This is a genomic window from Croceicoccus esteveae (assembly GCF_031846435.1).
GTDB lineage: Bacteria > Pseudomonadota > Alphaproteobacteria > Sphingomonadales > Sphingomonadaceae > Croceicoccus > Croceicoccus esteveae.
In genome coordinates, this window is sequence record NZ_JAVRHS010000011.1 from 1 (window position 1) to 13,240 (window position 13,240).

Genomic DNA, 13,240 nt, shown 5'->3' on the forward strand with positions numbered 1-13,240 from the left:
ACGTTAGACGTGAGAAGCTCGATGAAACCGTTTTCCGCGCTGTTGAGAAGCGCTTACTCGGGCGTGGGCGCCTGGAAGAGCTCCTGAAGGAAGTTCTGGAACTGGCCGACGACAAGCGCCAGCGTATGGAGCAGGAGCTCACCCAAGCCAATGCAGAGCGCACCAGGAGGCGCACTGCCATCGATCGCCTGCTTGGTCTGATCGAAGAGGGTATTATGAAACCCAGCGATCCCGAGTTCGCACAGCGGCTGAGCGAGAATCGCGAAGCCGTCGCGGCGATCACATCCCGTATCGATGTTCTGGAAAGCCAGCTTGTGCGAGGCTCCAGAAGAATCACTCCCGCCGTGTTGAAAAAATTCTCGCGGCAATTGTCGGCCAAGCTGCATGATGAAGACAGCACCCTGCGGAGCGCCTACCTGCGGATGCTGGTATACGAGGTGAGAGTGTCGAAGGATCGCGTCACGATCACGGGCTCGAAATCGGTGCTGGAGCGGGGACTGGCGAAGGGACTCCCCCGTTTGGAAGGGAGTGTTCCCATCTTTGACCAGAAGTGGTGCCGCTTACAGGACTCGAACCTGTGACCCCCGCATTACGAATGCGATGCTCTACCAACTGAGCTAAAGCGGCAATGTCGTGCGCCTTATCGCCTGATCCCGCTCCGGGCAACGGTTTTGATGCTGCTCGAGGCAGTTTGCAAAGGCAATCTTCAACTTGGAAAGTTAATCTTTGTAGCTCGTGTTTTGTTTGTGTCAGGCTTAGTTTAGATCCTCAGCACTGGCTGAGTCATCGCCATTCCAGCCGTCACGATTGGTGCACGCGCAGGCTTCTGGTAAGTGCCAGTTGCAAATCTGGTTCCGCGCTCTGATCCTGATATGTTTTGACGAAAAAAATTGATGAATGCAAAACGTCTGAAGTTTTTCTACCAGTAGAAACTTTTTTGAGTGCGGAAAATTCGACGCGGTGCGAAGGTTTCCGGACTTCTCTTCCCAATGCAGCAATATCGTGAGCCGTTCCTGATATGGGGTGATGAGAGTAATTAAGAACTTGCCGAATTGGGAGGCGATCCGCCTACTCGGTATTTTCATTCAGACCCAAATTTTCGTTCCTAGGAGCGCTAATCTTCATCATCCGTATGGAATGAATGTTTGTAAGCAGATCGACTGCGCAGGCTAACGGACATCCCGATTTAATCATCGTATCCGGCAACGTAACTGTTTTAGTTACCCATCCAGACAATCTTATGACGGAATCATTTTGTGTTCCTTTGAATTTACCAGCAGATGCCTCTGACGATTCTTCTATCGGGTTTCGCGAATGGTCAATTGTCACGGACCACATGGGTGATGAGATTGAACTATGGAGCTCTTCCCGACAATCGCCCAAATCCGATCAGTAGCTGACCTTTCAACTTGGCCAACAGGGCAGTGCTAAAGACGGTTTTCCGTCACGCACAGAAAATACCTTTCGGGATCAATGATGACTGATCTCCTAGCTGCTCTCCGGCAGTAAACCTCAAAATTGCTGGAGGCAGATAGCAATGCGGTTGGAAGTGGCACTGGCTACGCGCCTGATTGGGTAAAGATAGCCGAGTGGTTCGTTTGCGAACACATAGGAGAGGAGCGTCAGCGCGCTGTAGCGCTCTTCGACCAGATACCTCGCGTACGACCTCCAATACCTATACTAACATTGTCCACCTTCGGGCCCGACAATATCGAGCAACGTAGCTGGGCCGAAGCTGCCCTGGAACCCTCCGGATCGGATCAACAGGAGAAAAGCATTGGAGGCCCGAGCCGGAATCGAACCGGCGTGCGAGGATTTGCAGTCCCCTACGTAACCACTCCGCCATCGGGCCTCTCGAACGCGCACGCATGCGTGTTCACAAGGCGCAATTAGCGTGCAATCTGCAGCTGTGCAATGCGGCAGCGGGGAAATTTATGCGCCGCCAGGTTGATTGACCCCCATGGTCTGAAGCCAGCGTTTCACATTCCGGGCAGCCTGCCGCAGGCGCTGCTCGTTTTCAACCATGGCAATGCGCACGAAGCCTTCGCCCTGCTCGCCGTAGCCTACGCCGGGGGCCACCGCCACTTCGGCCTCGGTCAGCAACTGCTTGGCAAATTCCAGACTGCCCATCGCCTTGAGCGCCGGTGGCAGCGGTGCCCAGGCAAACATGGACGCACGCGGCGGCGGGATATCCCAGCCGGCCCGGCCAAATGCCTCCACCATGACATCGCGCCGCTTGCGGTAAAGCTCCCGGTTGCGTTCCACAATATCCTGCGGGCCGTTAAGCGCGGCACAGGCGGCGGCCTGTATGGGGGTGAAAGCGCCGTAATCGAGATAGCTCTTCACGCGCGTCAAAGCTGAAATCAGCTTGCGATTGCCAACGGCGAATCCCATCCGCCAACCTGCCATCGAGTAGGTCTTGGAAAGAGAGGTGAACTCGATTGCAATATCCTTTGCGCCCGGCACTTCGAGTATCGAGCGAGTCGGATTGCCATCGTAGTAAAGTTCGGAATAGGCCAGATCCGACAACACCCAGACCTTGTTTTCCCGCGCCCAGGCGACGACCCGCTCATAAAAGGCAAGGTCGACTGTCTCGGCCGTGGGATTGGACGGATAGTTGACGATCAGCACCGTGGGTCGCGGCACTGAATGGCGCATGGCGTTATCCAGTGCGCGAAAATAGTTCTCGTCAGGCGTGGTGGGCACTTCGCGGATGGAAGCGCCGGCAATGATGAAGCCGAAGGTGTGGATCGGATAGGAGGGGTTAGGCGCCAGGATGACGTCGCCCGGTGCCGTGATCGCCGTGGCAAGGCTTGCCAATCCTTCCTTCGACCCCATCGTGACGACAACTTCGCCATCGGGGTCAAGATCGACGCCGAACCGTCGGTCGTAATAATTGGCCTGCGCCCGCCGCAACCCCGGTATGCCGCGCGATTGCGAATAGCCGTGCGCCCCTGGTTTTGCCGCCACTTCGCAGAGTTTCTCGATGACATGAGCAGGTGGCGGCAGGTCGGGATTGCCCATGCCAAGATCGATGATGTCCTTGCCCGACTGGCGTGCCGCGGCTCGCATCGCGTTGACTTCCGCGATCACGTAAGGGGGAAGGCGCTTGATGCGGTAGAATTCGTCGTCCATCGTCCGGTTTCGGGTTTGCGGGGGTCTGAACCCGGCAGGTGAAACAAAATTGCGCAGAATGCAGGCTTTGGGTTGAGAAACGAGACTGTTCAAGGCAATTCGGCATGACCCTGAAAAAGTTTCGCGCGATCCTGTGACCAGGACAAGGCGCAACGGCTATCTGGCCGGCGGAGCAGGCGCAAGTACGCACACAGAGCGGGAGAGATCACATGACCAGCACACCTTCCAATGAAGGCACGACGCAAGAAAGTGGTGCGCCTTCAGACAGCCCGGCGCCAGACAGTGCGAATGCAGATCACGCACAGGAAGGCGGCCCGCAGGCGAGGTCGGGTGGCTGGTTGCCGACGATGATGGCAGGGCCGTTTGCTTCCATGATGGCCGGGCCAATGAAGGAGATGGTTGCGATGCAATCTTCGGCAGCGCAGGCCATGTTCAACGCCATGCTCGGCACGCCTGAAGCAGGCGCTGGCGGCGACAAGGGTGCCGACGCGCAGGATCAGACGCAAGAAGCGTGGCAGCAGGTAAGCGAACAGCTCGCTGACATGTGGGCGCGGTTCCTTGAAGAACGACCGGGCAGCGGTGATGGGCCTTTCGCCGATCCGGCCCGGTGGATGGAGCTTGCCACCGGCTGGATGAGCGGGTCTGCACTATCCAGTGCAAAGGCGCAGCAGCGTTTCATGAGCGACAGCATCGCTCTTTGGCAAAGTGTGCTTGGTCAGTACGGCCTCACCGGTGATCGAACGGACGAAGATCGCGAGCAAGGTGGTGTGCAATTGCCACGCTCGGACCGTCGGTTCAAGGATGACAAATGGCGCGAGCAGCCTTTGTTTGCCATGTTGCACCAGGCCTATCTGTTGATGGCCGAACAGATGCTGTCGGCGGCGGACAAGGCAGAAGGCCTGCCGGCCGACCGTAAGGCGCAGATGCAGTTCTTCACCCGACTGGTTGCCGAATCGCTGTCTCCGGCACATTTCCCGTTAACCAATCCGCTCGTCATTGAGCGCACGCTGGAAACAGGTGGTAAGAACCTGCTGCGCGGAATGCAGCATCTCATTGCTGATTTGAAAGCGGGGCAGCTCAGCCACACTGACAAACAAGCCTTCGAGGTGGGTGTCCACATTGCCGCAACACCGGGCAAAGTGGTTCATGAAACCCCTCTGTTCCAACTGATCCAGTATACACCCACCACGAAGGAAGTGCTCAAGACGCCGCTTGTCATCTTTCCGCCCTGGATCAACCGGTTCTACATCTTGGATCTCGGGGAGAAGAAAAGCTTCGTTCGCTGGGCGGTCGAGCAGGGCCTGACGGTATTCATCGTCTCTTGGAAATCCGCCGATGCAGCCATGGCTGAACTGACGTGGAGTGACTACGTCCGCGCGCAGATCGAAGCGGTCGACCTCGTACGTGCACGCCTGAAGGTGCCGGCCGTGCACACGGTAGGTTATTGTGTCGCCGGCACTACGCTGGCCGCCACACTGGCCGTTCTGGCCCGCAGGAAGGAAGAGGAGCGCGTCGCCTCGGCCACCTTCTTTACCGCGCAGGTGGATTTTTCCGAAGCAGGTGAGCTCAAGGCTTTCATCGATGATCAGCAGCTTGCGATGGTGGATGCGCTGGCGAGCGACGGGGTGGTCGATGGCCGCTATCTGGCAGCGGCGTTCAACCTGCTACGCAGTCCCGACCTCATCTGGAACTATGTCATCGACAATTACTTGCTCGGCAAGGAATATCGAGCGTTCGACCTGCTGCACTGGAACGGTGATGTCACCAATCTTCCCGCGCGCTGGCACCGCGAATATTTGAAAGACCTTTACAAGGACAACCGGCTGGTTCAGCCCGATTCGATGGTCGTGGACAACACACCGGTCGATCTGCGTCTGATCAAGACACCCTGTTACATCCAGGCCGGTCGGGAAGATCACATCGCTCCGCCGCAAAGCGTCTGGAAAATGACAGGGCATCTGTCGGGACCGGTGCGCTTCATGCTGGCAGGTTCGGGGCATATCGCAGGGGTGGTCAACCCGCCGGAAAGCGGGAAATACCAATATTGGACGCTCGATGACGAGAAGCTGCCTGACACGCTGGATGCGTTTTGCGAACAGGCGCAGGAGCGGCCGGGCAGTTGGTGGGGCGACTGGATCGACTGGATCCGCAGTCAGGATGAAACGACCGTGGCAGCGACAGGCCGACGCAAACCCGGCGGTAAAAATGATGCAATCATCGAGGATGCGCCGGGCCGCTATGTGAAAACCCGCTGACGAGCACCATCCCGTGGTGAAGCGGTAGCTTCTGCGTGCTGCACCGCACAATGCCTGTTGACACTGGTCGTGCGAAGTTATATTGTTGCAGCGCAGCATATGTCGAATTGGCTGGATTGCCGCTGCGGTTTCGTCGGGATCGTGCGGTATCAGTCGTATTTGATAACGCAGAAGAATTATTGGAGTTCAGGCCCATGGCTGATGACAAGACAAACGGCTCGCCCATTCCCGCTCCGCAAGAGGCGCTTGCAAATGTGCCTGAGGAAAAGGCAGCAATCGACATTCTCGCGGCCGTGAATTCGGCTGGGCAGGATCGCCCCGTGCTGCATAATGCAGGCAGCGGATCACCGGTTCTTGCGGCTGACGCGACGCGCGACATGGCGACCGCGTCAGTTGCAGTAGCCCGTCAGATCGTGCGCAACAAGCCTGCGGCAGTCAAAGGTAGCGGGCAAGGCAGCGGCGCTGCTGTCGATGTTCCCGAAGCCAAGCCTGCTCCGGTTCCGGTCAAGCGCAACGACGAGACCCGCAAGAGCCAGCCGGCAAAGGGTGCTGCCAAGAAGGACAAGGTGCAGCGTCAGGCAAACATGATCAAGGCTTCCGCAAGACGTGATGCTGCTGTCAGTGCGGGTACGCGCGGTCATTCCGGCAATTCCGATGCTGCAAAAGCGGCCATCACCACGAAAACCAAGACATCCCCTCAGGAGAATACCAAGATGAGCACTTCCGAAACGATTGGCAACAACATGAAGGCCGGCATGAGCGAGATGAACGCTCGGACCCGCAATGCCTATGAAAAGAGCACCGAGCTTCTGTCGCACGCGGGTGAATTTGCCCGTGGCAACATGGAAGCCGTTGTCGAGGCGAACAAGATCCTGGCCGCTGGCCTGCAGGATATGGGCCGTACGGCGCTTGCCGATGGCAAGACGGAGTTCGAGGCATTGACCGCTGACATGCGGGAAATGGCCGGTGTGCGTTCACCGACTGATCTGTTCCAGCTGCAGAGCACGATGATGCGCAAGCAGTTCGACAAGGTAGTGGCGCTGGCTTCGAAGAACACCGAATCCATGCTGAAGCTGGTCAATGATGCGTCGCAGCCACTTTCCAACCGGGTAAGCCTGGCGATGGAAAAGAGCCGCGCCGCCTGATCGGATCTTATTGGCGATTGCAGGGACGGGCGGGGAGGCCACCATGCCTGTTCCTGCGATCCCAAACCGATGTTGCGAAGCCGGCAGTGGAACACCCGCTGCCGGCTTCAGCTTTGTGCAAAGCGGACGCAGGGAGGTCATCATGACAGGTGTCATCATGCCGGCAACAATGCCTCATTTTTCAAAAACGGCGCTGCACCTCTTGTCCCATTCGCATGCAATACGATATTCTGCTCAGGTTATGATAATCGATCGTGAACTTTGGGGCATTGTGCCTGGCATGGACCGGGGCTGTAGCTTGGCGCTGCGGCCATGTCTGCCGTGCGCGACCTGCAGTGCCGAGCGGTCCTGCGGAAAAACCTTGGGTCAGGTGTGCAGCAGCGATGGCGACACAGATGGCGACAACGGTCAGCCTGGTCAGGGACAGTTGGGTGTAGCGACCCGGACGCGGGCAAAGCCCAAGAAGCCAAGCCAGTTCAAGGTCCTGCTGCTCAACGATGACTATACACCCATGGAATTTGTGGTTCTGGTGTTGAAGCGGTTCTTCCGCATGGACATGGAGCAGGCCACTCAGGTCATGCTGCACGTCCATCAGCGTGGAGTCGGGGTCTGTGGCATCTATCCTTACGAGATTGCCGAAACCAAGGTAAACCAGGTGATGGATTTCGCCCGCGAGAACCAGCATCCGCTGCAATGCACGTTGGAAAAAGCGTAGCGAGAAAGGCGCGCTTTGCGTCTGATACGGCGACGCCTTGCCCGCACCATGGCGGGTGACCCCGGCTTGCCGTAAATCGGGTGACCCGGCAGCGGTTTGTCTATAGAGGGTTCAAACGCAAACGCCTCCCTGATCAAAGCAGCAAGATTTGTTTACCAAGCTTTTCCCGGCCATCGATCGCTACATCTTCCGGCTCGTGCTGGTTCCGATGATCGGAACGCTGCTGCTGGCGGCATCCCTGCTGATCCTCGACAAGATGTTGCGCCTGTTCGAAGTCGTGGCCGACGAAGGTGGACCGATTGGCGTGGTGTTCCGCATGCTGGCCAATCTGCTGCCCGAATACATGGGGCTTGCCATTCCGCTGGGACTGATGCTGGGCATCCTGTTTGCATTTCGCAAGCTGGCCACGTCTTCAGAGCTGGACGTGATGCGGGCCGTCGGGCTGAGCTATACCAGACTGCTGCGCATACCATATCTCATCACCTTGCTGCTGGCGGGATTGAACCTTTTGATCGTCGGCTATCTGCAACCGTTGTCGCGTTATGATTACCAGCGGCTGTCCTTCGAACTGTCGTCAGGCGCGCTTGGCGCATCAATCAAGGTCGGAGAGTTCAATACGCTGCAAGGGCGCACTACGCTGCGGATCGAAGAGAGTAGCGACAACGGGCGGCGGCTTGGCGGGGTCTTTGCCCGCGTTACGCAGGACAGCGGCGACATGCTTTCCATATCTGCGCGCGAAGGGCGCTTCATGGCGCTTGAGAGCGAGCCCAACACCATCGTGCTTCGGCTGAACGACGGCACGATCATCCAGGACCAGCAGGCCAATGAGATGCCGCGGGTGCTGACCTTTTCCAGTTATGACCTGCCGATCGACCTGCCTGCTGTCGAACGGTTCCGCACCCGCGGCGGGGAAGAGCGGGAATATGTCCTGCCTGAACTGTTCAAGCTTGGCTGGAGCCAGGACGTCGACGCCGGCACCCGCGACGTGACGCGGGCCAGCCTCAATTATCGACTGGTCGAGGTGGTGATGATGCTGCTGTTGCCTTTGCTCGCAGTGGCGCTGGCGATTCCGCCCAAACGGTCGAGTTCCGCGCTGGGCGTCTTCGTCTCCATCGTCATGGTCGTCGCCTATCACAAGATCAACCAGTACGGGCAGGATGTGGCGGCGCTGGGGCTGGTCAGTCCGCTCGTTTCATTGTGGGTGCCGTTCCTGGTATTCGCGGCGCTGATCGTGTGGATGTACTGGCGGGTCGCGTATGTGCCCGGCGGACAGGCGATTGGCTGGTTGGAAACGGGCGCCGCGTTCGTCGGCCGCCGGATCATGCGGCTGTTGCGCAGGTTCGGCATGGGGCGGCGGGCATCCAGGTCCGGCGTAACGGAGGAGGCGCCCGTTGCGGCTTGATTTCTTCCCGTCCCGGCGGTTGACGATCTATCTCGGCAAGCTTTTCATCGTGCGGATCGTGGCTGTACTCGCCATGCTCGTGCTGATCCTGCAGATCCTCGATCTGCTCGGCGAAAGCGGCAAGATCCTTGGTGCGCCAGGAAATGGCGAAGCACAATTATGGACCTACGTGTCGCTTCGCGTGCCGCAACTCGTCGCCCGGTTCCTGCCGTACTCGGTGCTGCTTGCCACCTTGCTGACGCTCGTCACGCTCAATCAGAACAGCGAGGTAATCGCCATGAAGGCGGCCGGGCTTTCCGCGCATCAGATCCTGGCGCCGCTGTTGCTGTCCGCTTTGCTCATCGCCGGGATCAGCTTTGCCTTCAATGAGAAGGTGGTGACGAGCACGACAGCAACGCTTAGCGCATGGCAGAAGGTGGAATACGGGCCGCTCGCGATAGGAGAGGACACCCGCACCGACATCTACATCGCACAAGGTTCGGACATCCTGGCGGCGCAGCTTGCCAGCGGCACCGGCGATGACACCATCCTCACGGGCGTTACCTGGTACGAACGTGACCCGACGCTCATGCTGTCGGAACAATGGCGTGCCGATGAGGCCCTGTGGACGGGCGAGGGATGGCTGCTGCGCGACCCGGTGCGTTTTCGCGTTGCCACCGCGACACAGGAGCAGATGCCCGACACCATCGTGGCACAAGGCGTAACGCCGCAGGAAATTGCCATCAGCCGGGTCAATCCCGATGCGCAGGATCTTGGCCAATTGTCCCGCTCCATCGATGCGCTGCAGGCGGCCGGGCTGCGCACCGCAGAGCTTGAGGCAAAATGGTGGCACAAGATTTCAGGCCCGCTGTCATCAATGCTGATGCCGCTGCTGGGTGCGATCGCCGCTTTCGGGCTGGCGCGGTCAGGGCAGCTGTTCGTCCGGGCGGTCATTGGCATGGCGCTGGGTTTCACCTTCTTTGTTGTGGACAATGCAGCGCTGGCCATCGGCAATTTCGGCGGGTATCCACCGTTTCTGGCTGCATGGGCGCCGTTCTTTCTGTTTGCGCTGATCGGCGAGGCTGTGCTGATCCGGACAGAGGAATGATGACTATGATCCGTTGCGATCATCCCTGAAGCCGCACGCCTGAACTGACTGACAAACCCTTGCACAAGAAGCGCAGCACATGACCGAACTTCTCAAGATCAGCCTTCCTGACGGCACCCTGCGCGAAGTCGCGCCCGGCAGCACGCCTGCGGATGTGGCTGCTGCCATCGGTCCGGGCCTGGCCAAGGCGGCGTTGGCTGCACGCGTAAATGGCGAATTGCGCGATATGGGTCGGCCGTTCGACGGCGATGCGCGGCTGGAACTCGTCACTGGCAAGGATGAGGCAGAAGCGCTGGAACTTGCGCGTCATGATTTTGCGCATGTTTTGGCAGAAGCGGTGCAGGCGCTTTGGCCCGATACGCAGATCACGTTCGGACCATCGACCGACGATGGCTTCTATTATGATTTCGCGCCGGGTGCGCGCGGACCGTTCACGTCCGACGACCTGCCGGTGATTGAAGAAAAGATGCGCGACATCATCCGGGCAGACAAGCCGCTGCGCCGCGAGGAATGGACGCGTGATGATCTCATCGCTCGGTTTCGCGAGCAGGGCGAAACCTTCAAGGCGGAATGGGCGGCCGAACTGCCGGCGGGAGAGCCGCTGACCGTCTATCATTCGGGTGAGGACTGGCTGGATTTGTGCCGGGGGCCGCATCTTGCCTCCACCGGCAGGCTCGATCCGCAGGCGTTCAAGCTGACGCGCGTGGCGGGTGCGTATTGGCGCGGCGATCAGAACAATGCGATGCTCAGCCGGATCTACGGCACGGGCTGGCTGAACAAGAAGCAGCTTGCCGCCCATCTGCTGCGGCTGCAAGAAGCGGCAAAGCGTGACCATCGCAAGCTGGGCGCGGAAATGGACCTGTTCCATTTTCAACCCGAAGCGCAGGGCAGCGTGTTCTGGCACCCCAAGGGTTACATGATCTGGCGCGAGCTGGAAGCCTATATGCGCCGCGCGCTCGATGGCGCGGCCTATGCCGAGATCAAGACGCCGCAATTGATGGATGCGCGGCAATGGGAAAAGTCGGGCCATTGGGGCAAGTACCGGGAAAACATGTTCGTGGTGCCGGACGCCATCCCCGGCGTCGACGATGATGCGCCGGTAATCTCGACCGACGCCGACATGATGGCATTGAAGCCGATGAACTGCCCCGCGCATGTGCTGGTGTTCAAGCAGGGCATCACCTCCTATCGCGATCTGCCAATCCGGCTGGCGGAGATGGGCTGCTGTCATCGCAACGAACCGCATGGCGCGCTGCACGGGTTGATGCGGGTGCGGCAATTCACGCAGGACGACGCGCACATCTTCTGCACCGAGGATCAGGTGGTGGCGGAGGTCCGCGCCTTTTGCGACCTTGCCGACCGGGTATATCGCGATCTGGGCTTTGCAAAATATTCGATCAAGCTGGCGCTGCGGCCTGAACAGAGGTTTGGATCGGACGCCGATTGGGACAAGGCGGAAGGTGAACTGCGCAACGCCGTGGCCGAGGCCGGCATGGCGACCGCTGAATACGGGTGGGAAGAACTTCCGGGCGAGGGGGCATTCTATGCGCCCAAGCTGGAATGGCATCTGACCGACGCCATCGGCCGTACCTGGCAGGTCGGCACGATCCAGTCGGATCGCGTGCTGCCCGAACGGCTGGACGCAAGCTATGTCGGCGAGGATGGGGCGCGTCACCGCCCGGTGATGCTGCACCGAGCGATCTTCGGCAGTTATGAACGGTTCATCGGCATTCTGGTGGAACATTTCGCCGGTCGGCTGCCGGTGTGGCTGGCCCCGGTGCAGGCGGTGGTCGCCACCATCGTGTCCGACGCGGATGATTACGCAGCCGAAGTGCTGGCGAAGCTGAAGGCCGCGAATATCCGCGTCGAAGGCGATCTTCGGAACGAGAAGATCAACTACAAGGTGCGCGAACACTCGCTGGCCAAGGTTCCCTACATGCTGGTGGTCGGCAAGCGGGAGGCGGAGGAAGGCACTGTCGCCGTGCGCATCCTTGGCGACAAGGACCAGCAGATGATGTCAGTCGACGAAGCCATCGTCATGCTGAAGGAAAAGGCAACGCCGCCGGACCTCCGCTAAAGCTTAGCGGAGCCGGCCTTTATACCTGCTCCACCTCGAAGGTCTCGATCACCCAGTCCTCTTCTTCGGATGCGGCGATCCATTGCTGCATCCAGTCGTGTTCCCACACCGCCTGCATGTAGTTCTGCGCAAAGCCGGGTACGCCGATGCCATAGGTCATGAAGCGCGATACCACCGGCGCATAAAAGATGTCGGCGGCGCAGAAGGTGCCGAACAGGAACGGCCCGCCCTGGCCGAACCGCGCGCGCGCTTCTGCCCACAGGCCGAGGATGCGCACGATATTGCTTTTGGCATCGTCGCTGATGCCAGCGGCCTTGACGCGGCGGCGCACGTTCATGGGCAGTTCGCGGCGCATCGGCTGATAGGAACTGTGCATTTCCGCCACCATCGCCCGGGCGAGGCCGCGCGCGACGTCGTCCTTGGGCCAGAAGCGCTCCCGGCCGACCTTGTCACCCAGGTACTCAAGGATGGCGAGACTGTCCCAGATCACCACGTCACCATCCCAGAGCACCGGCACCTTGCCCGATGACGGTTGCACATCGTCCCATCGCTGTTTGGCGTCTTCCCAATCTTCGCCGGAGATATTGACCGTGATTTCCTCGAACAGAAGGCCTGATTGCTTTGCCGCCAGCCAGCCGCGCAGGCTCCAGCTCGAGTAGTTCTTGTTGCCGACAATAAGTTTCATGCATGCGTCTCACATTTGCAGCAGGATGCCGTATCTGCCGGCATGAAGCCAGGATCAGCTTTGCGTGCTGTCGAGAACAAAGCCACGCAATGCGGCAATGCCCATCCCCTTTTCAGAAGAAGTAATCGAAATGTCGGGGTGAGCGGCAGGCCGCTTGCGTATCGCTGTGCGAGTCCGTTCCGCCACGGCATCGAGCGCGGTTGCCTTGATCTTGTCTGCCTTGGTCAGCACAATCCGGTAGGAAACCGCTGCGCCATCCAGCATGTCCATCATGTCGCCATCGACAGGCTTGATGCCATGGCGAGCATCGATCAGCAGCAGTGTCCGCTTCAGAACGACGCGGCCGCGCAGAAAATCATTGATTAAGAAACGCCAGTTGCGCACGACAGCCGGTGGTGCCTTGGCAAATCCATAGCCGGGCATGTCCACCAGCCGCAGCACCACAGGTTCACCCACATCGAAATAGTTAAGCTCCTGCGTGCGCCCCGGCGTCACGGACGTGCGGGCAATCGCCTTGCGCCCGGTCAAGGCGTTGAGCAGTGACGATTTGCCGACGTTGGATCGGCCCGCAAAGGCAATCTCCGGCACATCGGGATCAGGCAGGAAGCGCAGTTGCGGCGCCGATCGCAGGAAACTGATCGGCCCCGCGAACAGACGGCGCGCCTGTTCCTCTATCTCAGCCTGCCGCGCCGCAAGCGCCCGACCTTCTGCATCCGGTCCCGGTCCGTTCTTGGCCATA

Annotated in this window: 10 protein-coding genes and 2 tRNA genes; 7 read left to right on the forward strand and 5 right to left on the reverse strand. The window is 59.4% G+C overall.

The genetic code is table 11. The features are described from left to right. The coding region (locus tag RM533_RS11320; RefSeq protein WP_311341343.1) for a hypothetical protein at positions 1–581 on the forward strand (581 nt) is incomplete at its 5' end. On the opposite strand, the gene RM533_RS11325 is transcribed toward RM533_RS11320, so the two are convergent. The 3 genes from RM533_RS11325 to RM533_RS11335 all read right to left on the reverse strand — a co-directional run bounded on the left by RM533_RS11325 (position 552) and on the right by RM533_RS11335 (position 3,135). Continuing rightward, positions 552–627 (reverse strand) — tRNA-Thr (locus tag RM533_RS11325). The genes RM533_RS11320 and RM533_RS11325 overlap by 30 nt on opposite strands. Before the next feature lie 1,151 nt (positions 628–1,778). Next, positions 1,779–1,852, reverse strand: a tRNA-Cys gene (locus RM533_RS11330). An 80-nt stretch (positions 1,853–1,932) separates the two neighbouring features. Continuing rightward, positions 1,933–3,135, reverse strand: a complete 1,203-nt coding sequence (locus RM533_RS11335) for an LL-diaminopimelate aminotransferase (RefSeq protein WP_311341344.1) — start codon at positions 3,133–3,135, stop codon at positions 1,933–1,935. Between the two features lie 347 nt (positions 3,136–3,482). On the opposite strand from RM533_RS11335, the gene RM533_RS11340 reads away from it, so the two are divergent. The 6 genes from RM533_RS11340 to thrS all read left to right on the forward strand — a co-directional run bounded on the left by RM533_RS11340 (position 3,483) and on the right by thrS (position 11,816). After that, on the forward strand, positions 3,483–5,390 hold the full coding sequence (locus RM533_RS11340; protein WP_432265070.1) for a PHA/PHB synthase family protein: 1,908 nt from the start codon (positions 3,483–3,485) through the stop codon (positions 5,388–5,390). A gap of 194 nt (positions 5,391–5,584) precedes the next feature. Next, a complete protein-coding gene (locus RM533_RS11345) occupies positions 5,585–6,535 on the forward strand; it encodes a phasin family protein (protein ID WP_311341346.1) in 951 nt (316 codons plus the stop codon). A gap of 370 nt (positions 6,536–6,905) precedes the next feature. Next, complete coding sequence (clpS, locus tag RM533_RS11350) at positions 6,906–7,250, forward strand: ATP-dependent Clp protease adapter ClpS (protein WP_311341410.1); 345 nt, start codon at positions 6,906–6,908, stop codon at positions 7,248–7,250. 148 nt (positions 7,251–7,398) lie between these two features. Further along, the gene (lptF, locus tag RM533_RS11355; protein ID WP_311341347.1) at positions 7,399–8,652 is read left to right on the forward strand and encodes an LPS export ABC transporter permease LptF; all 1,254 of its coding nucleotides are present in this window, start codon (positions 7,399–7,401) and stop codon (positions 8,650–8,652) included. After that, positions 8,642–9,739 carry an LPS export ABC transporter permease LptG gene (gene lptG / locus RM533_RS11360; RefSeq protein WP_311341348.1) on the forward strand — a complete coding sequence of 366 codons (1,098 nt, stop codon included), beginning with the start codon at positions 8,642–8,644 and terminating at the stop codon, positions 9,737–9,739. Before lptF ends, lptG begins: the two co-directional genes overlap by 11 nt. Before the next feature lie 79 nt (positions 9,740–9,818). Further along, positions 9,819–11,816 (forward strand): threonine--tRNA ligase, encoded by a 1,998-nt coding sequence (thrS, locus tag RM533_RS11365; protein ID WP_311341349.1) that lies wholly within the window; start codon positions 9,819–9,821, stop codon positions 11,814–11,816. Between the two features lie 19 nt (positions 11,817–11,835). Here thrS and RM533_RS11370 read toward each other — a convergent pair whose 3' ends face one another. Both RM533_RS11370 and yihA read right to left on the reverse strand, forming a co-directional pair. Further along, positions 11,836–12,501: a glutathione S-transferase family protein gene (locus RM533_RS11370; RefSeq protein WP_311341350.1), complete on the reverse strand. Its 666-nt coding sequence runs from the start codon at positions 12,499–12,501 to the stop codon at positions 11,836–11,838. A gap of 54 nt (positions 12,502–12,555) precedes the next feature. Continuing rightward, a complete protein-coding gene (gene yihA, locus RM533_RS11375) occupies positions 12,556–13,239 on the reverse strand; it encodes a ribosome biogenesis GTP-binding protein YihA/YsxC (RefSeq protein WP_311341351.1) in 684 nt (227 codons plus the stop codon). Position 13,240 lies beyond the last annotated feature (1 nt).